Below are 23,513 nucleotides of genomic sequence, written 5' to 3'. Positions count from 1 at the left end.
ACACAATGAATGTACCAGATTTCGTAAAAGACAATATCAAATCAGACATTAAACGCTATTTCGCAGACGAACGTGGTGAAGACCTCGGCGATTTAGCTGTCGATAACCTATACACGTGGCTGACAGAACAGCTCGCGCCCCATTTCTATAACCAAGGGGTCCATGACGCGAGACAAATCATCGACGAGAAAACGATAAATCTCGATGAGGACCTGCGTTCACTGGAAAGAACAGTGCGGTCATGAAAAAGAGGATGGCTTTTTGTGCCATCCTCTTTTTTATGACTTATCCTTCCCGTATCATCGCGACAACAGCTTCAATCCCAACCTCGATTGCGTCTTCTTTCGGGTTTAAGCGACTTGTGTGCAGTCCGTGTTCTGAATCAACACCGAGCCAAAACATAAAGCCGGGGAGTTCTTTTAACATATAACCGAAATCTTCGCCTGTCATTGCTGCGTTCGCTTCTTGATACGTCACATTCGTTTTAGCGATCGCCTGTTTAAACCGCTCAACATACTCGGCATCATTATTAACCATATAATAATTCGCGCCGTAATCAACGGTCGTCTGACAGCTATAGCGTTTTTCAATACCAGCAAGCAACTGTTCAATCGACTGTTTGACTGCAGTCATTGAATCGGCATCCGTCGTTCGGATCGTTCCTTCGACGCGCGCGTGCTCTGGAATAATATTTTGGACCGTTCCCGCTTCCATTTTACCTAAGGTTACGACGGCAGATTTTAACGGATCCACCATACGCCCGACGACTTGTTGCACTTGCATGTTAAAGGCACTCGCCGCCATCATCATATCTTTCGTTTCATGTGGATACGCGGCATGACCACCTCGACCGTAAAAATCGATAAATAACTCACTCGTATTCGCAAATAATAAGCCCGGCTTCGAGCTCACGGTACCAACTGGCCCTTTCGGATCGACGTGAAGGGCGAAAACGTAATCTGGCTGATACGACTGCATCGGCTCACTCGCTAACATTGGCTCTGCTCCGCCAGGCCCTTCCTCAGCTGGTTGGAATAAAAATAACACGTTGTTCGCTGGTCGATGATGCACGATGTCCGTTAATGCCCCAAGTGCAATCGTCATATGTAAATCGTGGCCGCATGCGTGCATTCTACCATCATGAGTCGATTGAAACGGTAAGTCCGTAGCTTCAGCAATTGGCAACCCATCAATATCCGTCCGGTACGCCACCGTTTGATGGCCTTCTGTTCCTTCAACATATACAAAAATTCCCGTTTCCCACGGCGTAATCGTTATATGATCTTGCGGTAATGACTTGATATACTCTAATAAATACGCTTGTGTTTTATATTCTTGAAAACCCAACTCTGGAATTTGGTGCAGATCGCGTCGAATCGTCACCCACTGTTCACTCGTCATCATCGTCATCCCTTTCTTTATAAAAATAAAAGACAGAAAAGCGGAATTGCGCTTAATGTCAATTCCGCTTTCACTGTCATCTTTTTAGTTATCTAGCTTGCGTAACTCTTGTTTAATCTCTGTCTTACCACGCGTTTGGTCGTCCATTTCTTTAATCTTCTTAGCCGGTGTACCTGCGACTACTGTGTTCGCTGGCACGTCTTCTGTCACGATGGAGCCCGCTGCCACAACAGCACCTTCACCAACTGTGACACCTTCTAAAATAACCGCATTTGCACCGACAACCGCACCGTCTTCTACGACGACAGGTTGTGCAGATGGTGGCTCAATCACACCTGCTAAAACTGAACCTGCTCCGATATGGCAGTTTTTACCGACTGTCGCACGACCACCGAGTACAACGTTCATGTCGATCATCGTACCTTCGCCGACAACCGCACCAATATTAATCGCAGCACCGAGCATAATGACAGCACCATCACCAATTTCAACTTGGTCACGGATAATCGCACCTGGTTCAATACGTGCATTCACATTTTTTAAATCAAGCGTTGGAATCGCTGAATTACGACGATCGTTTTCAATCACGTAGTCATCGATCGCTGAAGCGTGTTTATCGAGTTCACCTTCGACGACGCTCCATTCACCGAACAATACGCCAGCATTACCTGTAATAAACGCTTGCACATCTTCGTGAAAATCCACTTGATCTAGGTTGTCACCTTTCACATATACTTTCACAGGTGTTGATTTTTTCGCGTTCGAAATAAAATTAATAATTTCGTTTGCATCCATTTGATTCATGAGTTCAGCCTCCACTTCATTTAGTTACGTTTTTAATGTATCAACGTGTTAATGTACTTCACAAGATGTTTAAGAACTTTTTTGTCGCGATTGATAAAAGTCATTACGATACTCTTTTAGCAATTGACGACGCGTAATAATGCCTTGCATTTCGCCGTCTTCATCCACGACACAGACAAAATTATAATTAATCAGTTCATGCAGTGCTGCTTCAAGCGTATCATCCATCAATAAACGCGGCGCTTCAGCATCCATCACATCAACGACGGTTAAGGTTTCTAACTTTTCTAATTCAATGCGTTCGACGCCAAACATCGCTTCAATGATGTCTGATTTGCTAATGACCCCTTCAAATGTCCCTTGGAAATCCAACACTGGTACAGCGTTATAACCTGTTTTCGTTAAGACGAGTAACGCGTGTTCTAATGGATTGCTATTTTGGACGTGGGCGACTTTTTCACCGTCAACCATCATATCTTTCACAAGAGTTGTCGCTAGATCAAACTCTTTTTCTTCTATCATGATTCTCCTCCTCATAAACGAAACCAATCTGTCTCGTTTCCGAAAACCATTTTAACATAAAAATTCACCGATGAATAATGTTTCGCGACAGAAAAAATTCGGCTATACTAGGAAAGTAGAAATGAGGGGTTAGATGTCATATACCTTTACACCAAAGGAAGAGAAAATCAACGCATGGACGCACGGACTCGGCGCTGTACTGAGCTTAGCTGGTCTCGTGATTTTAATTGTCCTCGCGTCATTACACGGTAACGTTTGGCAAGTTGTGTCTGTGACCATTTACGGTGCATCGATGTTGATCATGTATTTATCATCAACGATTGTACATAGTTTAAAAGCGGGTCGGGCGAAAGATTTCTTTTTGTTTCTCGACCATTCTTCTATTTACTTATTTATTGCCGGCACGTATACACCGATTTTTCTCGTGTTGTTGCGAGGGCCGATCGGTTGGACGTTGTTCGGTGTTATTTGGGGCGTCGCGATATTAGGGATTATCTTTAAAATCTTTTTCGTCCACCGATTTATGGTCGTCTCGACGTTAATTTATATCGTGCTCGGATGGTTTATCGTCTTCGTCTGGGAACCTCTTGCAGCTGCGATGGATGTGACCGGGCTTGTCTATTTAATCGTGGGCGGGATTTTATATTCTGTCGGCAGTATCTTTTATATGTGGCGTGGGTTCCCATACCATCATGCGGTTTGGCACTTATTCGTGATCGGCGGCAGCGCATTTCATTTTTTCGCGATTTTGTTTTACATTGTCCTCGATTAGCACACACGTCAGTTATTAAATAATTACCTTGACTTATCGAATAACTGCGCTGACTTATTCAATAATTCCAGCGATTTATTGAATAAATTTAAGCAATGCGCTCATTTATTTAATAAATGCCGATAGTTATTTCAAAACTTAAGCAAGTTATCTCAAAAATCCGAGCAGTTATTTAAAAACTAAAAGAGCTGCGGCATCTATAAACAGTGCCGCAGCTCTTGTTATGGTTAAAACGGGTATTGATTGAGCGACTGACCGCCATCAAGTGTGATCACTTCGCCGTTCATGTATTTTGCTTTATCTGATAGCATGAAAAACGCTAATTCGGCAATTTCTTCGGGTTCGCCTAAACGTTCTAACGGCACCGATTTGATCGTCCGTTGTGCCGCTTCTTCTGATTCCCATAACTTATCGGCACCACCTGTTCGGTCGATCGGTCCGGGTGCAATCGCATTAGCGCGAATACCGTAACGACGCCCCCATTCAACTGCGAGCGTGCGTGTCATCGCAAGTACGCCTGCTTTAGCTGACGCTGAATGAATGACACCAGGCCCGGCATCCCACGCATACGTCGCGACCATATTAATTATCGTCCCTTTAATATCGTGTTCGATCCAATACGTGCCGACCGTATGACTACAATAATACGTGCCATTCAACACGATATCAATTACCGCATTCCAGCCGTTAGGCGACAATTTTTCAGCAGGCGCGATAAAATTACCTGCTGCATTATTGACGAGGTGATCGATCCGACCGAACCGCTCATGCACGTCTTGCACCATTTTTTCAACCTGTTCAATCTTCCTGACATCCATCGAAACGGTCATGACCTCTCCTGTCGCGTCTTGCTGGATGTCGTCTTGAGCAGCTTGCAACTTCTCCTCATTCCGTCCCGTGATGGCGACATGCGCCCCTTCTTTCGCGAATTTTTTCGCCATATACATCCCCATACCGCTCGAACCGCCTGTTACAATCACAACTTCATCTTTCATGTTAGACCACCTTTTTGTTCGACTTTTTAAAATGAATGAATATTCATTCGATTCATTCCTTATTGTAACGGATTGATGACGTTTTTTCAAAATCTTATGACATCCTCCTAATCCTATGCGCATCGTGCTATAATAACCTTACGTTATATAAAAGGATGACTAACTATGGGGAACAAGATGACACGCAGGTCGTTTTTAAAAAAATCAACGATCGGGACATTAAGCGCAATTGGTGCCGCTTACGGTGGTTATTATTACGCTCATGATATCGAACCACACTGGCTAACCGTAAAAGCTGACACAATTGAATCAAACCGCTTACCATCAGCTTTTCATAATGTCAAAATCGTCCAATTAAGTGATACACATCTAGGCTTTCAAGTCACGCTAGATGATATGGATAACATTGTGCGCGAAGTGAAACGGCAAAACCCTGATCTCATCGTCTTTACTGGCGACTTATTCGATAACCCATCCGACGTTTCTGATTCTCGTTATGAAAAACTCATCCCGATTTTATCGCAATTAAAAGCACCGCTCGGGCAATATTGGATATACGGCAATCATGACCACGGCGGATACGGGACAAATCCGATTCGCGACGTAATGAATGCAAGTGGCTTTACGTTACTACAAAACGACACTGTGACCCTTGAACGTGAAGGTGAGACGATCACTTTGTCAGGAGTCGATGATGTCTTATTAGGTGACCCTAAACTCGACGGGCTTATTTCAACCAATCAAGAAAACGGTTATCATATCTTACTCTGTCACGAACCCGATTTCGCAGATAATGTGGTTGATTACCCATTTGATTTACAATTATCAGGACATAGCCATGGCGGACAAGTTCAAATTCCGTTTTACGGGTATATCATCACACCATTACTCGGTCAGAAATACGTCGAAGGCAAAACGACGATCGGACAACGACCGCTTCAACTCATAACATCACGCGGACTAGGAACGACGCGCCTTCCGTTTCGCTTTTTGTGCCGGCCGGAAATTAATACAATCACGCTTAAAACAGCGCAAACGGAATAGTCAAGAAATTGTAAAATCATTCACGGTCTTGTCACACTAAATATTTCTTTCCCGTGTTAAAATATGGACAACAAAACATCTTACGGTGTAAATCCTATATAAATTGGAGTTGATGAGATCATGAAACGTTTGAATCATGTCGTGATTTATAGCGTCCTTGCATTCATAACGATTCTCACAGCCTGTAATGGCAGTTCTGCAAGCGAATTGGAGACGGAACTTGATGTCGATGTAGAATCATTTGAATATACAAATCAAAATAACGAAACGGTGAGCTTGTCTGATTTAGAAGGCACTTATTGGGTGGCTAACTTTATTTTCACCAATTGTAATACCGTCTGCCCACCAATGACCGCGAATATGGCTAGTTTACAGGAAGAAGCCAATAATGCTGACTTAGACGTAAGATTTATCTCGTTCTCCGTTGACCCTGAAGTTGACGACCCAGACAAACTAAAAACTTTTAGCGAAAAATACGATGCTGATTATAGTAACTGGGACTTTCTAACGGGCTATTCGCAAGATCATATAGAAAGTTTTGCTGCGGATTCATTTAACACATTAGTCTCTAAAGTCGATGGACAACCACAAGTGAATCACGGCACGTCTTTTGCCTTAGTTAATCCAGACGGTACAGTCATTAAAAACTACTCCGGCACGAGCAAAGAAGCGATGGATGACATATTGAACGATTTAAAAACAGTCACACAATAATGTCATCTATCATTGACATTGCTAAATAGACAACGTATGACAACATTTAATCAATTGAATACATTCTTATCGAGAGAAGTGGAGGGACTGGCCCTTTGAAGCTTCAGCAACAGGTTTTCATAACACTGTGCTAATTCCAGTAGCAACGGCTAGAAGATAAGAAGAGAAATCTATGAACACAAAGCCTCTTCTTATTTTAAGAAGAGGCTTTTTTAAATTTCACAAAGTAAGGGATTTATCATGACAAACGAAACGATTCCATTCCGCGCTGACCATGTCGGCAGCCTATTAAGATCAGAGCGACTCCATCAAGCAAGAGCAGACTTAAAAGCAGGTCAGATCAGTGCTGATGGTTTGCGGCAAGTTGAAAATGAAGAAATTAATCGCATCGTCGACAAACAAATTGAAATCGGGTTACAAGCCGTGACAGACGGTGAATTCCGTCGTACATGGTTTCATTTAGACTTTATGGAACTTTTTAATGGTATGGAAGGCTACGTTCCTGATCAAGGCTACCAATTTGCCAATAATACGAAACCGAACGCTATAACGTCCGTAACACAGGACCTATTTCATTTAACCCTAATCACCCTTTATTAAAGACTTTAACGATTTAAACGAGATCGTCGATGGGCGTGCTGTAGCCAAGTTAGCGATTCCGATTCCGAATCAGTTTTTTAACGCAGGTATTCAAAATGAAGACATTTACCCTGATATTGAGACGTATGCTGACGACATTATTCAAGCTTACCAAGATGCGATTCAAGCATTTTATGATGCTGGCGTCAGGTATTTACAATTTGATGACGTCTATATCGCCGGCTTATCAGCGCCTGACATTCCATTTAATGATGGGGCACATTCGCGTGAGTATTTAATAGATTTAGCGTTACGTGTCGTGAACGGCAGTTTAAAATATAAGCCTGATGACCTTTACGTTACCACCCATTTATGCCGCGGCAATTACCGGTCAACTTGGGCTTTTTCAGGCGGTTATGATTTAATCGCGCCGACGTTATTAGCTCACGAAAACGTCGACGGGTTCTTTTTAGAATATGATGATGAACGGTCCGGTGGTTTTGAACCGCTGAAACATATTCCAAAAGACGGGCCTCGTGTTGTTTTAGGCTTATTAACCTCTAAAGACGGCGCTCTTGAAGATCGTGACACCGTGATTAGGCGTGTCGAAGAAGCGTCACAGTATGTGCCACACGACCAGCTACGCCTCAGCCCGCAATGTGGCTTTGCATCAACCCATCACGGCAACGAATTAACCGAAGACGAACAATGGGAAAAGTTGCGTTATATCGTTGGTTTAGCCAGTGACATTTGGGCGAATGAATGACACCAAAAAAGCGACCACGGCTCATCCTCCCGTGGTCGCTTCATCCATCAATCATTCCGAATGACTAAATACACAATGAATCCTAATACAGGCATAAACAATGTCCCAAATAACACAATCATCGCGTATTCATTGCTCTTACCTTTTCGTTTCGCATCTCGATACGACCAGATACTGGTCACTACATTCAAAACGAATAATCCTAAGCCAAACAATAAAAACAACAGTAAAAACACATCACTAAACATCGTCTCTCCCCTCTCCTCACACTATTATAAATAAATGTCATTAAAGATAAAAGATGTCTAGTGAAATAAATTGACACCGTATATTTTGACCGTATCAATTCTATGATAAACTTTAATCACTATGTCATTCATATATTACGCTTAGCTTGATGTGTTTGCCCGACTCTAGTCAAGACGTACATACTAGCACAATAGGTAAATAATCCACATCCCGCTATAAAGCTGGCGAATGCAAGCGTTGTTAAAACGGTATTCATTTGTAGGGTGTCACTAGCGACTTGTTGGTGAAATTGATTCACAGCGATTAATACAACCATAAACAACGTCGTAACACTCATCCAATAGGCTAAACTATAAGTTAACACTTGTCGTAACACACGTTTTACAACATATGTGATTGTTAAATAAATACTGGTTAACAGTATGAGCCATAGACTAATCATAGGCCAGTACGTCAAACTGAAATCGATCCACGCTTGCATATGCACCACTCCCTTATCTATAGCATAAGCAGCGTGCCTACGATTTAAACATTATCATAAGGTGGTCAACAATCATGGAACAATACTTAAACGAAAACGTTAAAAATTTAGCAATCTCGGGAATCCGTCAATTTTTCAACCTAGTATCAGGCAAAGACGATGTCGTATCACTAACGATCGGTCAGCCTGATTTTGCAACACCTGAGCATATAAAAGATGCGGCTAAACAAGCGCTTGATGACAATCGCACCGTTTATACGCCTAACGCGGGCATATTAGAATTGCGCCAAGCGATCGCTTCATACACACAAGAACGGTATCACTTACACTATGATCCTGAAGACGAAATTATCGTAACGGCTGGTGCATCACAAGCAATTGATATTTCGCTTCGGACTATTTTAGAACCTGGTGATGAAGTCATTTTACCTGGACCTGTATACCCTGGGTACGAACCATTAATTCGTTTAGCCGGCGCTACACCTGTACATGTTGATACACGTGATAACGGATTTAAATTAACCGCTGAATTAATCGATCCCTATGTGACTGATCGAACAAAATGCATTATTTTGCCTTATCCTTCAAATCCGACTGGGGTTTCCTTAAATGAAACGGAATTAAAGACATTAGCTGACTATATTCAAACAAAACCAATCTTTCTACTAGCTGATGAAATTTATAGTGAATTAACATATGACGGTGACCATGTGTCGATTGCACAATTTGAAGAGATTAGAAAACAAACAATCGTCATTCAAGGGGTATCTAAATCCCATGCCATGACAGGCTTCCGGATTGGGTATGTGTTAGCTGACCGCTCCATTCGTCAACATATGTTAAAAGCACACCAATACAACGTGTCATGTGCGACTTCAATTAGTCAATATGCTGCTTTAGAAGCACTAACCGCAGGGAAAGATGATAGCAAAGTGATGCGTGACGCGTATGGTGAAAGACGTCGATACGTGATCGATCGATTAAAACAAATGGGTGTTGACGTCGTTGTACCAGACGGGGCGTTTTACGTTTTTCCTAAAATTGAACTTCCTAACACAACATCATTTGAACTTGGTTTGCGTCTCGTGGATGAAGTGGGGTTAGCCTTAGTTCCTGGTGATGCATTCGGCAGTCACGGCCAAGGCTACATGCGTTTATCGTATGCTTATAGCGAACATGTTTTAAAACAAGGCCTAGACCGACTCGAAACATTTTTACAGCAAAACCAATCGTAATGTTCCTCCCTACAGTTAAAAGACTGTAGGGAGTTTATTCCGTTCTTGATTTTGATTTAGGTTTTCTTTGTGTTCTTTCATAATATTCATTGAGTAATGTATCTAATTGTTGCGATAATCGGACTGACTTATCACTCGTGTAGCCTTCTTCAGTTGCTGTATTCATCATATCTTGTCTTAAGATTTCTATTTTATGTTCTAGTTCGATTAAATTATCATCGCGCTTCAAGCTGTATCCTCCTCGTTGTCTTAAACTAACGTTAATATTTTAGTTTGTCACAATCATGTTGTCAAAAGACTAAAGGGCTACATGTAGCATTTCTATAATCTAATAATACCCAAAAAACATGGTCATGAAACCTGATTCGTTTTGACCCATCATCCTCTGCCTAAACTGTGATAAAATCAAGTTATGAAACCCCTATAAAATGTTGAGTATGATATAATGAAAGCAAATTAGATTTTACGTTTTGGAAAGAAAGGAAGAGTTTCTTGAAAAGAGAGATTTGGGAATGGACCAAAGCTATCGTTATCGCACTGATCATCGCATTCATTTTACGTACGTTTATATTCGCGACATCTGTAGTCGAAGGAGCAAGTATGAATCCGACTTTAGAAAGTGGTGAGAGGGTCATCTTTAATAAAGCCGTTTATTTAATAGATGAACCTGAGCGGGGTGACATCGTCATCATTGAACACCCGAACAAAAACTATGTGAAACGGATCATAGGAATGCCGAATGATACGGTAAGAGCTGACAACAATCAATTATACGTTAACGGGGAACCGCTTGATGAAAATTATTTAAGTGAGGAAGAGCTAAGAGGCACTGGTACTTTTGAAAAAACAACCGTCCCGCCTAATCATTATTTCGTCATGGGTGATAACCGTGACGTCAGTAAAGACAGTCGAAACGGGCTCGGGCTTATTAAAGAAGAAGAAATAATCGGCCGATCAGAAATTATCATTTTTCCGTTTAGTCATATGTCGCTAACCCGTTAATAAAACACGTTAAATCACCCGCTTAAGCTATTAGTTTAAGCGGGTGATTTAATCATTAATGCAACTGCGGAATCGTTTTGATCGTGTCATTGAGTTCTTCTAGTTTATTTTCGATCCGATGTAACAAGTAAAATGTCACCAAGATCGGAAATCCAACGTCCGGAACCCACGTTACCCACGCTTCAAGCAACAGCACTACCTCCTTTATATTCCAATGATAAAAAGAAAGATGACGCCGTACGACGAGCGTCATCCTTCCTTTACCATTACGCTTGATCTAATGGAATGTCATTCACAATACGTTCTACAACACGTGCATAAGCAATCTCAGTAATCGTTGAACCACCTGATGTCATAATTCCTTCAGCAATAATCGTATCCATCGCTTGTTTGACATCTGTAGGATTAACAGGCTCCTTCGGGTTATCAACACTCACTGTTGCCATACGTCCATCTTCATTACGAAACTTTAGCTCTAAACGTTTACTCATTGACGATTACCTCCTCTTAATTTTGGTCTCCAACTAATAGCGTGTCATCTTGACGCACTGCTTCAGATAGTGCGTGGTCACACAGATTTGACAACGCTTGCGCGACGGTCATGACTTGGTCGTTTGTCGCTTCAGGTTTTACATTGTTGTAACGTTGCGTTTTAAACACCGAGTTCCCCTCTCCATCTACACCTGTTTGATAAATTAATTGCAGTTGACTATCAATTTTTTGTGCCATACTGTCAACCTCCTTTCACCCTTATAATCGTGCGAGCATAAAAAAAGTGTGAAATGTTTTGCAACATTCCACACGATTATTACGTCTAATTTATGAGAGTGCTTAGTGTTTTACGTTATCAAATAGGCAGCTACCAATAAAGTAAACAAGAACACCTAAAGAAAGAATTCCTAATGTGACGTCCACGTTCGGGCACCTCCTTACCTTATTTAAACGTCTTCTAACCTACATTCATTGTAGCAAACAATAAGTGGTTTGAATATACCAAAACTCGTTCTCAATCTCAAGCGCGTGTAATTGTGACTAATTTGTAACAATTAGTTCTTTCAACCCTCTCTCAATTGCTATGACACGTGTTAAAATTTACATATTAGAAAGGTACAAATAGGTGATGACACATGATGTATTGTCCGAGATGCGGATCTAAAACAAAAGAAAACGAAGCCTACTGCACCATTTGTGGAGCGCAATTACCAAAAGACTACGAAGACAGAAAACAATCACCGAACCGCGTTAATCGTTGGTGGTTCACACCATTGATTACACTTATTTGTGTCCTAATGGCGGGAATCGGATTACATTTTTATTTAGAATATAATAATTCTAAAGCTCAATCGCTATATAACGAAGGCGTTGACTATGCGATGGACGGTCAATATGCTAAAGCGCAACAGGCATTTGATGAAGCTCAGTCGTATAACGACAATTTAGAAGCTGCTAAAACAAATGAAGCGTTTATGGATGTCGCATTGGATGTGAACGAACAGCTCAGTAATGCGAAAACACTAATGGACCAAGGCGCTTATCAACAAGCGTTACAAACAACACAAGAAGCTGAAAGTGCCTTAAGCGGTTATAACGGTGAGGTTATTAACCAATTACTCGATACAGTGATGGAAACACGTAACAATATCAAAATTAACCAAATCGATCAGCGACTAAATAATAATCCAAGCATTGAAGAGTTGAAAATTTTACTTTGGCAAGTCGAATCCATCGAACTTGATGATGCCGCTGAACTGGAGTCATTAATTCGGGAGCGAATTGTCAATTACGTGACGAATGAAGCTAATAACATGTTAAAAACCAATCAATTCTCGTCTGCGATTGCCATAATAGAAGATGGATTACGCTATGCACCGGAAAATGAACAGTTAACAAGTTTGAAATCGACTGTCGAAAATCAAAAAGCTGATTTCGAAACGCAACAGCAAAAACGAATTGAACAAGCGTTATCACAATATGAACTCGAACAAGAACACAATGCAAACAATGCGGTTGAAATGGTTGATATCGAGGCGTCACTCAATGAATTCGACGAAATATCGGTAACCGGTGAGGTTAAGAGCACTGCGACTCGACCTATTCACTCCATTTCAGTGTCATATACGTTATATGATGACAGTGATAATGAAATTTTAAACAATGAAACATTCGTCTATCCTGATACGGTTTACCCGGACGAAACTGGCCAAATCGAACACACACACAGTGATTTGCCAGAGGATTTTGATTCCGAAGAGATTTCGATTACTGTTGAAGGAATCTCATGGTACTTAGATAGTGAGGAAGCAGAATAGAGGTGATTGCCGTGAAATATCAATTACAAAAAACAGTCCCACTCGTGTTATCCGTTGCGATCATTATTATAGGAACGATCGCGATGCTTTCATATTATAGCAATTGGCAACAAACGAACTTAGCATCACAAGAAAGCTTAGTCGAAACCGTGGCACAAAACACGAATGCGGGTGTGAACAATTTACAAGAAATCATCCACGAGGCACAGAAAAATGTCGTACAAATTGAAACGACTGGGCCAAATGGGTCGAGCCTTGGTTCAGGCTTTGTCTATAATGATAAAGGCGATATTATAACGAATGCGCATGTCGTAAAAAATGCAGATTCCGTTGTCGTTAAAACGTCCGAAGCCCAAACATACCCTGCATCGGTTATCGGTGTTGGTCATAATCAAGACATTGCGGTCATACGTGTTCCACAATTATCGAACAGCGCAACGCTTGAAGTGGACCCAGGATTCGAACCTAATATCGGTGATGAAATTATTGCCGTTGGAAGCCCACACGGTTTTCAAAACACGGTGACGTTAGGTAATATTTCTGGTCTCAATCGTGATATGAACGTGGAAGGCTATGAATACAACAATTTATATCAAATATCAGCTAATATTTCTCAAGGTAATAGTGGCGGGCCGCTCATTCATAAAGAAACCGGTAAAATTATCGGTATTAACTCTGCAGCGACCAATGAAGGAACGATCGGCTTCAGTATTCCGATTTCGCAAATTTATGAGCGTGTTTCTATGTGGTCTGACACAGCGAACGAGGAAGAATTAAATTACGACGGCGATCCGAATATGTATCAAGATATTGACCCTAACCGATTAGAAGAAGATAGCTTGTATCTTATCGATTATTTTTATGAGACATTAAATGTTCGTGATTATTTTACGGCTTATTCCTTACTCGGTAGTGATTTGCAAACAGAAAATAGTTATCAAGAATTTCGGGAACAAGTCGTGAACTCAGTCGATATCAATGTAACAAATCGAAATGTTACTAATATTGGAGAATACACGGCCACTATCGTTGTCAATTCAGATCACACGATATCCGGTAACGACGAAGACGACGAAACGTATCATTATGAAACAACGTTTGAAATCGGGCAAGAAAACGATCAGTTAAAGATTTTAAGTTTAAGTCGTGAATTGCTATCACGAACGAATGAATCGTCTGCTGAATAAAATTCAATTCTCTAGGTGACTAACTAGACACCAATCGCCTCCTTTGCATATGGATATATTACATGCTTGGGAGGTGATGGAATGTACCAAGGTTATTCACAAGAAGGGCACTACAGTCGTTGGAATAACAACTTTGCCCTAATTGTCGTGCTGTTTATTTTGCTCGTCATCGTCGGAGCGACATTTTATTGCTAGATAAAAAAGAGGTTATTCCTATGTGTTTAGGAATAACCTCTTTTTTTTTATACATCAATAAACCCTTGAACGGACTGGGCTGGGATCGGTTTACTGAAATAAAACCCTTGAACTTCATCGCACTGTTCCGTTAATAAAAACTTCAAATCATCCTCCGTCTCAACACCTTCAGCAATCACTTTTAAATTAAGTGCATGCGATAAATGAATGATTGATTTAACAATCGCCACATTTTGCTTACTTTGGTTTTGAATGAAACTCCGATCAATTTTAATTTTATTAAGTGGAAACTGACTTAAATATTGAAGCGATGAATACCCCGTCCCAAAATCGTCTAACGCCACTTGAACGCCTAATTTTTCAAATTGATGTAACGTATCGATAATATAACGCTCATTCGACATCGCCATCGTTTCTGTAATTTCAATCTCCAAATATTGCGGCTCAAGACCCGTTTCGTCTAAAATATGACGCACACGGTCGACTAACTGTCGCCGCAAAAATTGTTTCGCAGACAAATTGACGCTCACCTTCACTTTAGGCATACCTTGATCTTGCCACAATTTATTTTGTCGGCAGGCTTCGTAAATCACCCAATCGCCTAACTCCAAAATCAACCCTGTTTTCTCTGCTAGCGGGATGAAACGGTCAGGAGGTATAACACCCAAGTCATCGTGAAACCAACGACACAACGCCTCAAAACCAGTAATTCGATTCGTTTTCAAATCATACTGTGGTTGGAAAAATAATTCAAAATCTTGGTGTTGCAACGCTTTGTGCAGTTCTGTTTCTAACTGCATTTGCTCCTTAACGCCTTCTTTTAACGAATGACGAAACACTTGATACTCATTACGCCCTTCTTCTTTAATGACATACATCGCTGAATCTGCATTTTCAATAAGTTCAGATGGCTCAGTCGCAGAATCCGGATAAATACTGACGCCGATACTGACCGTCGTATAAATGTCATAGCCATTAATATTGAGTGGGTTGCGGAATTTGTCAATGATTTGTTTCGCCAGATTGTCAATTGATTCATCATCTGTCACATGGCGTTGTAACAGCAAAAATTCATCGCTCACCATACGCGCAATAAAGACATCATCACTCAACAACTGTTTAAGACGCGTCGCGCACCCTTTTAACAATTGATCACCGACTTGGTAACCTAACGTATCATTTATATGTTTGAAATAGTCAATATCGATAAAATATACAGCAAAGCGCTGGTTTTTCATCTCCATATGATTAATTTCGTTTTTGACTGCCATTTGAAAATAATTACGATTGGGTAGATTCGTCAACTGATCATAATAGGCCATAAATTCAATTTGCTGTTCATTTTCAATTCGTTCAGTAATATTGCGCACGATTGCAACTCGTATATTGTTCGAGCCTTCTCTTAGTTGTTCAGACAATACTTCCGCATAAATCGGTTCACCATTTTTCTTATATGCCCGTACTTGGTATGGGGAATCGTGTTGTTCTTGACGCATTTGATTAGCTAACGATTCACGATCATCATGATGGACTAAAGAAAAAATCGACATCCCAATCATTTCAGAACGTTTATAACCAAGCATACTCGCAAACGCATAATCACAATCAATCAGTTGACCTCGATCATGCATCAAAACCCCTTCATAAGGGCTTTTTCGCGCGTGTTTCAAACGGTATATGAGCGAATCTTTTTTCCCTTTTAACCAACCATCTTTTAGCGTATAACAGGTTAAATCACCGATCCATTCTTCTTTCATAATAGCTAAATCAACTGGCTGCTGTTTTGTCCATATGAGCTGTTCGTCTTCCCAATGCTCCATAATGCCATGTCGATCAATATAATCATCTACATGATACGTGTTAGCCTCTTCATTAATATTAAGCATCTGTTCGGCATGATGATTTGCAGCGACGATTTGATCATCATGATCCACAAAAATCATCGCATCACTTACATTATCAAAAATCCATTCATTAATCGGCAATGTGACATCTTCCTTGATATACAACACTGCATTTCCCCCTACAATGATGTGGCTTTAAAAAATCGTTAACCTATATTGATTTTTTCTTTAGGGTAACGATAGCGATCTTTTGCTTTTCCTCGATTGAAGGAAAATAAAAATGTCAAAATACCAATACGGCCGATCAGCATTAAGGCAATCAATAACAATTGGCTAAACGTTGACAACTGGTCAGTAATGCCCATCGATAATCCTGTCGTACCGAATGCTGAACTCACTTCAAATATAATACTTGTTAAGGACAAATGCTGTTCGAGTGCTGTTACGACAATAACGACGGAGAAAAACATCACCATGGCCAGTAACGTCACAACGACAGCTTTAAATAAGTCTTCCTCTTCTATTTCTCGGCCGAAAACGCGAACACGATTACGGCCACTTGCAAACGTGAAAATAAAAATAATGACAAGCGCAAATGTCGTCGTCCGAATACCACCACCGACACTGCTTGGAGAAGCCCCGATGAACATCATGGACGACAGAAACAACTGTGTCTGTTCGGTAAACTCATTCATATCTACCGTCGACAGCCCACCACTTCGAGCGGTTGTCGATTGGAACAAGCTATAGAAAAACGCCTCATGCCAGGATTTATCAGCAAAGAAGTGATTAAACTCTAAGATCAAAATCACGACAATCGAAAACACAAGTAGCACAAAGTACGTTAAACTCGTCAATTTCGTAAATAATGAGAACCGCTTTAAATTACGTTGTTCTTGCGAAATTTGTAAGTATTCTTTAACTTCAATTAATACCGGGAAGCCGATAGCACCAGCAATGATGAGCAAGATATTAATAAACTGCACGAAATAATCTTGCGCGAACGGTTCTAATGACTGGCCAGTAATATCAAACCCGCCGTTTGTCGTTGCACTAATCGAAGCAAAAAAACCTTGGTAGTATGCTTCTAAAGCCGAATCAAAATAGGTTAAATAATAGGTCCCTAAAATGATAAAACCGATAAACTCAATCGCTAAAATCACGTAAAACATGTCTTTCACAAGTCGGACGATTCCCGCAATCGATTTCGTGTTTTGATCGGTCATAATCAGGCGTCGTTCTTTGAAGCCGATTTTCTTACCAAGTACGATCCAAATTAAGGTTCCGAGCGCCATGACGCCGAGTCCACCAATTTGTAGTGCTGCGGCAATCATAAAGATCCCAAACACACTATATGTACTCGCTGTTTCAACGACCGTTAAACCTGTTACAGTTACCGCACTAACCGCTGTAAACAATACTTCCATTAAGTTAATCTCAACGCCTTCTTTTTGTGAGATAGGTAGCGATAACAGTAACGTTGCAATCGACGCTGCAATGAAATAATAAAGTGAAATGAGTTGGACGGGTGTCAATGAATCTAATATCGATTTAGTTGATGTTAAACGATCTATTCGCCCCATATAGTTTACTTCTCCTTCGAATCTCTAAATACCTGCAATATTTTTGTTATCTAGTCGTAATTTGTGAAACCTTTCGATATGCCCTTATTATGTCGTATGTCTTACGGAACATCAACCACTTTTTTTGTAAGGCTCTGTTAAAGTTCAATGTTGATGTGTAAATGATGTGGTACTGAGTTGTTGAATTGTGAGAAGCGAAGGTGGCGACTCCAGCTCGATACACGGAGGAACGTCCACTAAGAACGCAAACGTCCTGTTTGCAACGTGGACGTCACGACATCGTGTCGAAGTACGTCCTGCGCCTGCGAGTACTCGGCGCAGAATTAGTCAAGGAAGCTTATGAAATCCGCTTTTGTGGCCAACGTCGACATTAGACCGTCCGGGTCGTCGGAAAGCGTCCACCGGCAGCGGATCACAATATCAACAACGGATTGTAACCAAGCCTTTTGTAAAGTTAAAATGACAAAAAACCCTAACGAAGCTCACGTTGAACTTGTTAGGGTTTATATGACATTTAAAATATATTCTCACGGTTTTTTTCTTTAAATTTATCCAATAATGAAGCGCCTTGATAACCAGCTTCGATAAGGTCTTGCAACGTTTCTTCGACTTGTTGACGCTCGCGATTAACCATATCACCCATTAATATCACATTCATATCGTCGTCAATATTGTTCACAGATTGGACTTCCACTAAAATGGTTGCTTTCGGATTAGATTCTTTCGTGATCTGCACTTGAATAACGAGTTCTTGCTTGTCCGATAATTTTCGCTGGAAGAAATCTTGATACTTTTTAGGAATATACGCTTCGATTAACCAACGGGAATGGTCGACTTCACGGTCAATAATTAACGCATCAAAAAACGCAATGTCTTTCGTTGCTAAATCATCACCTGATTTTTCTAACACATCAAGTCCTACGAGTTTAAATGTCTTCATCGAACCTTCCTTTCCCTTGCACCTTTATTATATAGGAAATCAAAGGAAGACAAAAGCCTTAATTACGAAATCGATCGTTTCGAATCATTTTGGTCTAAGATGATTTTATCTAATTGGGTTAGTCGTTGTTTCGCTTCGGATTCATCCATCGTCACATAGTGGTGCGCCCCACCTGGCAATTCTTCCATTTCATCGGCACGAAATACCACGTCATGTAACGGTGTTCGTAATGAATCGACAGAAAATGGTAAATAAGAATCCGTATGCAACAAGATCGCAATCGATATCGTTTTGGCCTTCGTCGCATCTTCACCGAGTCGTATGAGCAATTTGTGCGCGCGCTCTGCCCCTTTAATCGCATGAATATCATGTTTGCGGTATTCATCATAGTCCCATTGACCGTCTTGATACCATTCGTAATGGCCAACATCATGAAGCAAAGCAGCTTTTGCAGCTAAATCTGGATCGACGCCGACTTCTTGCGCTAACGTCACTGCTTGCTCTGCTGTCGACACAGCATGGTGAATCCCCGAACGTTGCAAATATTTTTGTGTAATCGGATGATTAAAGATATCGATTAATGCCACACGTTTCATACGGATTCCTCCTTTGTTCGATAGTTTCGCCTTTAAGTTTTAACAAATAATATAGCACATAATATGAAGCAAAAGCAACTCAAAAGCCATGATCTGATTATATTAGCAATCGATCATGGCTTCCCCTTTCTATTATCATACCCTAATTCATCATACGATTAACTTATTTCAAAAGTGACGGCACTTATTTCATAAATCGGTTAAGTTATTTCAAAAGATCGTGAATTTATTTAAAAAGTAAGCGCAGCCACTCGATTTATGAAATAAATACCTTCATTTATTTCATAAGTTAAGAGAGTTATCTCATAACTTAGCAAAGTTATGAGATAACTAAGTAGCAGGATGAGCTCGTTCACGGTAAATGAAGATGAACAAGATAAATGATGTTAGCACAAGCCCGACAAACGTTAAGAAAACGTTACTAAAAACCGCGCTATCACCGCTTATTGCAAGCCAATTAAACGGATCTTGTGGCGAAAAGCTATCTAGTGCGACACCGACAATCGCACCACTGAGCGCACCTGAGACGAAATTCAGTAAGTTAAACACACCCATGCCAACACCCGTCTCGTGTTTCGGCAACATATTCGCCAAAATGTCCGCCCCTGATGCTTGGACGAGGGGAAAACACATCATCGGAAAAACGAGCATTGCGCTCACGATCAACGGGGTTAACCCGACTGTTGAGGATATAATCACAAACCCTGTCGTCAGCAACCCTAAACTCATCATATAAACTTTTCGTGCACCAATTTGATCAACGAGACGGCCGCCTTTTCGACCAATCAATGCCGCACTCATCGCACCTGGAAACATGACAAGCCCAATTTGCATCGTCGTCAAATCATATACGTCACGAAGCATAATTGGAACAGTAAACATTAAGCCGAATAAACAAGCGACCGCTAAAAAACTCGAGATAATCGCGACAATATAGTTACGATTTTTAAATAAATGCGGCGGAATAAACGGATGCTTCGCCGTAAACATACGCACAACCGCTAGAACGAATGCAACAATTGTGATCCACAACACTTCTGTCATCGCTAACGTAATCCCGATAATCGTCGTCGAAATCGTCACCGCCACAAGCGCAGCCCCTAAATAATCAAGCTTAGCGCTCACTGTTTCTTCATCGGGTAAATTTTTTAATAGAAACGGCAACGTGACGATCATAAGCGCTGATGTTAAAAATAAATACTGCCACGTCAAAAACCCGGCAATGACGCCACCTAAAATCGGACCAATACCTGATGCAAACGCCATAACCGATGAAATAATGCCAAGAATTTTGCCGCGTTCATTCGGAAAAAAGCGAATCGGCGCAATAAAAGCAATCGCTGGCATCATTGACCCGCCAATCGCTTGAATGACACGGGCCGCCAACACGAAATAATAATTTGGCGCGATAAACCCGATCAGTGACCCAATCGTAAACACCGTCAGGCCAAAGGTGATTAATTTTTTGAACGATACCGTGTCAGCTAATTTCCCGTACACGAGCGCGCCTACTGAATAAATCATAATGTAACCCGTCATCACCCAACTCACTTCTGACGGTAATAAATTAAAACTTTCCGCAATATCCGGAATCGCGATATTAAACATCGTCCCGTTCATCACCGAAAACATTAAGACAAAACAAATCGAAAACAGTAACATCTTCGGATTATGTATATGAATCTCTTTCTCTTCTCGTAAACTCAACGGTCATTCCCCTCTCTTCATACAATCTTCATTATTATACCGATTTATTTCGCCACCCTCAACATTTAACTCTCAAGCAAAATAATCTGTATCCATTAGACGACGTGATACAATATAAAACGGATGCTTTAGACAACAGACAAAAGGAGCGATGACATTGAACGAAACCATTGACTTACTCATGCAGCACAGATCGATTAGACAATTCAAAACTGAACCGCTTACCGAAAACCAAATTCAAACGATCGTCGAAGCAGGCCAAGCCGCTTCAACATCGAGTTATTATCAAGCTTATTCAATTATCGGTATTACCGATCCGACGTTAAAGCAACAATTACGAGAGGTTAGTGGCCAACCGTATGTGGAAGAGAATGGTCACTTATTTGTCTTTTGCGCTGATGTTAATCGTCTAGCTCAGTCACAAGACGAAGAAACGCAAAAACAAATGAAAACGAACCTTGAAAGCACCGAATTTTTCATGATGGCAACGATTGATGCAACACTCGCTGCACAAAATTGCGCCGTTGCTACTGAATCGCTCGGGCTCGGCATGTGTTATCTCGGCAGTTTACGTAACGACGTTAATCGGGTGAACGAGTTATTACAACTTCCTGACTATGTCGTCCCACTTTTCGGTATGGCTGTCGGTGTTCCAGAAGAAGATCCAGAACGTAAACCACGATTTGATTGGCAAACGATTTATCACGAAAACCGTTATGAAGCAACGACAAGTGACGACATCACGACATTTGATCAGAAAACAGAAGATTATTATTCATCGCGTTCAGAAAACGTACGCACTGACAAATGGAGCGAACAAATTAGACGCAAGCTAACAAATCCAATGCGCCAAGACGTCGCGCCGTTTATTCAATCGAAACAGCTAAATAAGCATTAAAATAAAACGAGGTTCAGACCATATTCTGAACCTCGCTTTTTTATTCCTCATCATTTGGCTTTTTCTTCCGACGCCGTTTCAGTTTTTCGCGAATATTTTTCATGTCTAAAATGATCGTTTTCGGTTCGTATTGCTCATCAATAATTAAATCACGAGTTGATGTTTTCATAAACGACCACGCGATTAAAAACATAATGAAAATAAGTGGGAAACCACCAACAATACTAGCTGTCTGAAGTGTTTCCAAACCGCCTAAATACATTAACGTCAGTGGTAATAAACAGATGGTGAACGCCCAGAACATTCGATTCCAACGTAATGGCTCGTCGCCTTCTAATCGCTTCTGAGTCACAGATGCTAAAATATACGAGCTCGAGTCGAATGTCGTCGCTAAAAATACGACCGACAAGAACACGAAAATCGCTACCATCACACTCGAAAACGGTAATTGATTAATAATCGCAATGACCGCAGCCGGCGCACCTTGTTCGTTCAACATATTCACAACATCGTATTCGCCGCTTAATTGTAAAAACAAGCCGAAATTACCCATGATGCCGAAGAACAATAAACAACCAATCGAGCCGTAAACCATCGAGCCTATGATGACTTGTCGGATCGTTCGACCACGAGAAATACGCGCGATAAACAGTCCGACAAACGGGGCATACACTAGCCACCATGCCCAATAAAACACGGTCCACGCCTCCGGGAACCCTGTCTCTTCAATTCCCTGCACCATCGCAAACGGCTCTGTCCACGTACTCATGTGGAAGAAGTTATCGAGAATAAGACCAATACTATTCGTTGTCGTTTCTAGAATAAACAACGTCGGCCCTGTCACTAATACGATAATGAGCAACACAATCGACAGACCTAAGTTTAGATTACTTAATCGTTTAATCCCTTCCTTGAGACCAACATAGGCACTGATCGCAAAGATGACGGTCACGACTAATAACACAATCGTTCGGAGCAACATATCATCTGGAAAACCGGTTAAATCTGAGATACCTCGAGAAATTAACGGTGTCCCGAGCGCAAGCGTTGTCCCAGCCCCGCCTAACAAACCGAAAATGAATAACACGTCGATAATTTTACCAATCATCGTATCGGCATACCCTTTTAGAAGCGGACGCAACGTTTCACTAATTTTAATAATCGGTTTTTTGCGAACATAAAAGAAATACGACATCGGCACCGCTGGCAATGCATAAATCGCCCAAGCAATCGGCCCCCAATGAAAAATCCCGTATGTCGATGCCCATTGAATCGTTTCTAACTGACTTTCTGTTGGATCGATGCCAAATGGAGGACCTTGATAATAGAAGGCCCACTCAATCGTCCCCCAATATAAAATGCTCGATCCAATCCCAGCTGAAAATAACATCCCAGCCCATGCAGGCGTGCTAAATTCGGGCGGTTCCTCTTCTTCACCCAGTTTGACTTGACCGTTTTGACTAAAGGCGACAAAAATTAAGAAAAAGAATATCGCTAACCCCATTAACAAATATAAAAATCCAAAACGATGTGAAACAAAATCATTGAGTTGCCCCACTAATTCGCTCCCTGCTTCAGGAAAAATAATAAGGGGGATGACCACACCTAAAATAACGACAAATGAAATGATAAATGTAGGCCAATCAATTAATCGCGTTTTCATGATTTAGTCTCCTTCTGATGTAATAGT

Annotated in this window: 26 protein-coding genes, 1 pseudogene and 1 riboswitch; of the genes and pseudogenes, 11 read left to right on the top strand and 16 right to left on the bottom strand. The window is 41.1% G+C overall.

What is annotated here, in order from left to right; genetic code table 11:
* The first annotated feature begins 5 nt into the window (after positions 1-5).
* The gene (locus tag ABID56_RS00280) at positions 6-245 is read left to right on the top strand and encodes a DUF2164 domain-containing protein (RefSeq protein WP_354218317.1); all 240 of its coding nucleotides are present in this window, start codon (positions 6-8) and stop codon (positions 243-245) included.
* A gap of 40 nt (positions 246-285) precedes the next feature.
* On the opposite strand, the gene ABID56_RS00275 is transcribed toward ABID56_RS00280, so the two are convergent.
* The 3 genes from ABID56_RS00275 to cbpB form a co-directional block, all read right to left on the bottom strand.
* Positions 286-1,401 (bottom strand): N-acetyldiaminopimelate deacetylase, encoded by a 1,116-nt coding sequence (locus ABID56_RS00275; RefSeq protein WP_354218316.1) that lies wholly within the window; start codon positions 1,399-1,401, stop codon positions 286-288.
* An 84-nt stretch (positions 1,402-1,485) separates the two neighbouring features.
* Complete coding sequence (gene dapD / locus ABID56_RS00270) at positions 1,486-2,205, bottom strand: 2,3,4,5-tetrahydropyridine-2,6-dicarboxylate N-acetyltransferase (protein ID WP_354218315.1); 720 nt, start codon at positions 2,203-2,205, stop codon at positions 1,486-1,488.
* Between the two features lie 69 nt (positions 2,206-2,274).
* Positions 2,275-2,727, bottom strand: a complete 453-nt coding sequence (cbpB, locus tag ABID56_RS00265) for a cyclic-di-AMP-binding protein CbpB (RefSeq protein WP_354218313.1) — start codon at positions 2,725-2,727, stop codon at positions 2,275-2,277.
* A 133-nt stretch (positions 2,728-2,860) separates the two neighbouring features.
* Here cbpB and trhA point away from each other — a divergent pair, with 133 nt between their 5' ends.
* Complete coding sequence (gene trhA, locus ABID56_RS00260) at positions 2,861-3,499, top strand: PAQR family membrane homeostasis protein TrhA (RefSeq protein ID WP_354218312.1); 639 nt, start codon at positions 2,861-2,863, stop codon at positions 3,497-3,499.
* Between the two features lie 227 nt (positions 3,500-3,726).
* On the opposite strand, the gene fadH is transcribed toward trhA, so the two are convergent.
* On the bottom strand, positions 3,727-4,494 hold the full coding sequence (gene fadH / locus ABID56_RS00255; protein ID WP_354218311.1) for a 2,4-dienoyl-CoA reductase: 768 nt from the start codon (positions 4,492-4,494) through the stop codon (positions 3,727-3,729).
* Positions 4,495-4,659: 165 nt separating this feature from the next.
* Between fadH and ABID56_RS00250 the strand changes: the two genes are divergently transcribed.
* The 3 genes and pseudogenes from ABID56_RS00250 to ABID56_RS00240 all read left to right on the top strand — a co-directional run bounded on the left by ABID56_RS00250 (position 4,660) and on the right by ABID56_RS00240 (position 7,597).
* Positions 4,660-5,538 (top strand): metallophosphoesterase, encoded by an 879-nt coding sequence (locus ABID56_RS00250; protein WP_354218310.1) that lies wholly within the window; start codon positions 4,660-4,662, stop codon positions 5,536-5,538.
* 120 nt (positions 5,539-5,658) lie between these two features.
* Complete coding sequence (locus ABID56_RS00245) at positions 5,659-6,252, top strand: SCO family protein (RefSeq protein WP_354218309.1); 594 nt, start codon at positions 5,659-5,661, stop codon at positions 6,250-6,252.
* Positions 6,253-6,315: 63 nt separating this feature from the next.
* Positions 6,316-6,415, top strand: a riboswitch (SAM riboswitch).
* Positions 6,416-6,492: 77 nt separating this feature from the next.
* A pseudogene (locus tag ABID56_RS00240) lies at positions 6,493-7,597 on the top strand (5-methyltetrahydropteroyltriglutamate--homocysteine S-methyltransferase).
* Between the two features lie 47 nt (positions 7,598-7,644).
* On the opposite strand, the gene ABID56_RS00235 reads toward ABID56_RS00240, so the two are convergent.
* Both ABID56_RS00235 and ABID56_RS00230 read right to left on the bottom strand, forming a co-directional pair.
* On the bottom strand, positions 7,645-7,845 hold the full coding sequence (locus tag ABID56_RS00235; RefSeq protein WP_354218308.1) for a PLDc N-terminal domain-containing protein: 201 nt from the start codon (positions 7,843-7,845) through the stop codon (positions 7,645-7,647).
* A gap of 128 nt (positions 7,846-7,973) precedes the next feature.
* On the bottom strand, positions 7,974-8,327 hold the full coding sequence (locus tag ABID56_RS00230; protein ID WP_354218307.1) for a hypothetical protein: 354 nt from the start codon (positions 8,325-8,327) through the stop codon (positions 7,974-7,976).
* A 74-nt stretch (positions 8,328-8,401) separates the two neighbouring features.
* On the opposite strand from ABID56_RS00230, the gene ABID56_RS00225 reads away from it, so the two are divergent.
* On the top strand, positions 8,402-9,562 hold the full coding sequence (locus ABID56_RS00225) for an aminotransferase A (RefSeq protein ID WP_354218305.1): 1,161 nt from the start codon (positions 8,402-8,404) through the stop codon (positions 9,560-9,562).
* Positions 9,563-9,596: 34 nt separating this feature from the next.
* On the opposite strand, the gene ABID56_RS00220 is transcribed toward ABID56_RS00225, so the two are convergent.
* Positions 9,597-9,791, bottom strand: coding sequence for an aspartyl-phosphate phosphatase Spo0E family protein (locus tag ABID56_RS00220; RefSeq protein WP_354218303.1), 195 nt, complete (start codon positions 9,789-9,791; stop codon positions 9,597-9,599).
* Between the two features lie 263 nt (positions 9,792-10,054).
* Between ABID56_RS00220 and lepB the strand changes: the two genes are divergently transcribed.
* Positions 10,055-10,564, top strand: a complete 510-nt coding sequence (lepB, locus tag ABID56_RS00215) for a signal peptidase I (protein ID WP_354218302.1) — start codon at positions 10,055-10,057, stop codon at positions 10,562-10,564.
* 55 nt (positions 10,565-10,619) lie between these two features.
* On the opposite strand, the gene ABID56_RS00210 is transcribed toward lepB, so the two are convergent.
* From ABID56_RS00210 to ABID56_RS00200, 3 genes are all read right to left on the bottom strand, one after another.
* Positions 10,620-10,754: a YvrJ family protein gene (locus ABID56_RS00210; RefSeq protein WP_354218301.1), complete on the bottom strand. Its 135-nt coding sequence runs from the start codon at positions 10,752-10,754 to the stop codon at positions 10,620-10,622.
* 76 nt (positions 10,755-10,830) lie between these two features.
* Positions 10,831-11,055: a DUF2922 domain-containing protein gene (locus ABID56_RS00205; protein ID WP_354218300.1), complete on the bottom strand. Its 225-nt coding sequence runs from the start codon at positions 11,053-11,055 to the stop codon at positions 10,831-10,833.
* Between the two features lie 16 nt (positions 11,056-11,071).
* Complete coding sequence (locus tag ABID56_RS00200; RefSeq protein WP_354218298.1) at positions 11,072-11,293, bottom strand: DUF1659 domain-containing protein; 222 nt, start codon at positions 11,291-11,293, stop codon at positions 11,072-11,074.
* Positions 11,294-11,694: 401 nt separating this feature from the next.
* On the opposite strand from ABID56_RS00200, the gene ABID56_RS00195 reads away from it, so the two are divergent.
* The 3 genes from ABID56_RS00195 to ABID56_RS00185 all read left to right on the top strand — a co-directional run bounded on the left by ABID56_RS00195 (position 11,695) and on the right by ABID56_RS00185 (position 14,255).
* Positions 11,695-12,873, top strand: coding sequence for an FxLYD domain-containing protein (locus ABID56_RS00195; protein WP_354218297.1), 1,179 nt, complete (start codon positions 11,695-11,697; stop codon positions 12,871-12,873).
* A gap of 11 nt (positions 12,874-12,884) precedes the next feature.
* Complete coding sequence (locus ABID56_RS00190; protein ID WP_354218295.1) at positions 12,885-14,060, top strand: S1C family serine protease; 1,176 nt, start codon at positions 12,885-12,887, stop codon at positions 14,058-14,060.
* Positions 14,061-14,141: 81 nt separating this feature from the next.
* Complete coding sequence (locus ABID56_RS00185) at positions 14,142-14,255, top strand: YjcZ family sporulation protein (RefSeq protein ID WP_354218293.1); 114 nt, start codon at positions 14,142-14,144, stop codon at positions 14,253-14,255.
* Between the two features lie 47 nt (positions 14,256-14,302).
* Here the strand turns inward: ABID56_RS00185 and ABID56_RS00180 are convergent, their stop codons facing one another.
* The 5 genes from ABID56_RS00180 to ABID56_RS00160 all read right to left on the bottom strand — a co-directional run bounded on the left by ABID56_RS00180 (position 14,303) and on the right by ABID56_RS00160 (position 20,925).
* Positions 14,303-16,267 carry an EAL domain-containing protein gene (locus tag ABID56_RS00180; protein WP_354218292.1) on the bottom strand — a complete coding sequence of 655 codons (1,965 nt, stop codon included), beginning with the start codon at positions 16,265-16,267 and terminating at the stop codon, positions 14,303-14,305.
* A gap of 38 nt (positions 16,268-16,305) precedes the next feature.
* Complete coding sequence (locus tag ABID56_RS00175; protein ID WP_354218291.1) at positions 16,306-17,682, bottom strand: TrkH family potassium uptake protein; 1,377 nt, start codon at positions 17,680-17,682, stop codon at positions 16,306-16,308.
* Between the two features lie 514 nt (positions 17,683-18,196).
* Entirely contained in the window at positions 18,197-18,622 is a 426-nt protein-coding gene (locus tag ABID56_RS00170) for a YwpF family protein (RefSeq protein WP_354218290.1), read from the bottom strand.
* A gap of 62 nt (positions 18,623-18,684) precedes the next feature.
* The gene (locus ABID56_RS00165; protein ID WP_354218288.1) at positions 18,685-19,218 is read right to left on the bottom strand and encodes an HD domain-containing protein; all 534 of its coding nucleotides are present in this window, start codon (positions 19,216-19,218) and stop codon (positions 18,685-18,687) included.
* Positions 19,219-19,548: 330 nt separating this feature from the next.
* Entirely contained in the window at positions 19,549-20,925 is a 1,377-nt protein-coding gene (locus ABID56_RS00160) for an MFS transporter (protein WP_354218287.1), read from the bottom strand.
* Positions 20,926-21,082: 157 nt separating this feature from the next.
* Here ABID56_RS00160 and nfsA point away from each other — a divergent pair, with 157 nt between their 5' ends.
* Positions 21,083-21,823: an oxygen-insensitive NADPH nitroreductase gene (nfsA, locus tag ABID56_RS00155; protein WP_354218285.1), complete on the top strand. Its 741-nt coding sequence runs from the start codon at positions 21,083-21,085 to the stop codon at positions 21,821-21,823.
* Between the two features lie 40 nt (positions 21,824-21,863).
* Here the strand turns inward: nfsA and ABID56_RS00150 are convergent, their stop codons facing one another.
* The gene (locus ABID56_RS00150; RefSeq protein WP_354218283.1) at positions 21,864-23,486 is read right to left on the bottom strand and encodes a BCCT family transporter; all 1,623 of its coding nucleotides are present in this window, start codon (positions 23,484-23,486) and stop codon (positions 21,864-21,866) included.
* Positions 23,487-23,513: the final 27 nt, after the last annotated feature.

The sequence above is a fragment of the Alkalibacillus flavidus genome (assembly GCF_040545925.1).
In the GTDB taxonomy this organism is placed as follows: Bacteria; Bacillota; Bacilli; order Bacillales; family Alkalibacillaceae; genus Alkalibacillus; species Alkalibacillus flavidus.
This window is presented reverse-complemented; position numbering and strand designations above follow the sequence as displayed.

Excerpts from the sequence above, each read along its gene's own strand:
- ABID56_RS00280 (WP_354218317.1), top strand. The coding sequence starts at position 6 with ATGAATGTACCAGATTTCGTAAAAGACAATATCAAATCAGACATTAAA.
- ABID56_RS00275 (WP_354218316.1), bottom strand. The coding sequence starts at position 1,401 with ATGACGAGTGAACAGTGGGTGACGATTCGACGCGATCTGCACCAAATT.
- dapD (WP_354218315.1), bottom strand. The coding sequence starts at position 2,205 with ATGAATCAAATGGATGCAAACGAAATTATTAATTTTATTTCGAACGCG.
- cbpB (WP_354218313.1), bottom strand. The coding sequence starts at position 2,727 with ATGATAGAAGAAAAAGAGTTTGATCTAGCGACAACTCTTGTGAAAGAT.
- trhA (WP_354218312.1), top strand. The coding sequence starts at position 2,861 with ATGTCATATACCTTTACACCAAAGGAAGAGAAAATCAACGCATGGACG.
- fadH (WP_354218311.1), bottom strand. The coding sequence starts at position 4,494 with ATGAAAGATGAAGTTGTGATTGTAACAGGCGGTTCGAGCGGTATGGGG.
- ABID56_RS00250 (WP_354218310.1), top strand. The coding sequence starts at position 4,660 with ATGGGGAACAAGATGACACGCAGGTCGTTTTTAAAAAAATCAACGATC.
- ABID56_RS00245 (WP_354218309.1), top strand. The coding sequence starts at position 5,659 with ATGAAACGTTTGAATCATGTCGTGATTTATAGCGTCCTTGCATTCATA.
- ABID56_RS00235 (WP_354218308.1), bottom strand. The coding sequence starts at position 7,845 with ATGTTTAGTGATGTGTTTTTACTGTTGTTTTTATTGTTTGGCTTAGGA.
- ABID56_RS00230 (WP_354218307.1), bottom strand. The coding sequence starts at position 8,327 with ATGCAAGCGTGGATCGATTTCAGTTTGACGTACTGGCCTATGATTAGT.
- ABID56_RS00225 (WP_354218305.1), top strand. The coding sequence starts at position 8,402 with ATGGAACAATACTTAAACGAAAACGTTAAAAATTTAGCAATCTCGGGA.
- ABID56_RS00205 (WP_354218300.1), bottom strand. The coding sequence starts at position 11,055 with ATGAGTAAACGTTTAGAGCTAAAGTTTCGTAATGAAGATGGACGTATG.
- ABID56_RS00200 (WP_354218298.1), bottom strand. The coding sequence starts at position 11,293 with ATGGCACAAAAAATTGATAGTCAACTGCAATTAATTTATCAAACAGGT.
- ABID56_RS00195 (WP_354218297.1), top strand. The coding sequence starts at position 11,695 with ATGTATTGTCCGAGATGCGGATCTAAAACAAAAGAAAACGAAGCCTAC.
- ABID56_RS00185 (WP_354218293.1), top strand. The coding sequence starts at position 14,142 with ATGTACCAAGGTTATTCACAAGAAGGGCACTACAGTCGTTGGAATAAC.
- ABID56_RS00175 (WP_354218291.1), bottom strand. The coding sequence starts at position 17,682 with ATGGGGCGAATAGATCGTTTAACATCAACTAAATCGATATTAGATTCA.
- ABID56_RS00170 (WP_354218290.1), bottom strand. The coding sequence starts at position 18,622 with ATGAAGACATTTAAACTCGTAGGACTTGATGTGTTAGAAAAATCAGGT.
- ABID56_RS00165 (WP_354218288.1), bottom strand. The coding sequence starts at position 19,218 with ATGAAACGTGTGGCATTAATCGATATCTTTAATCATCCGATTACACAA.
- ABID56_RS00150 (WP_354218283.1), bottom strand. The coding sequence starts at position 23,486 with ATGAAAACGCGATTAATTGATTGGCCTACATTTATCATTTCATTTGTC.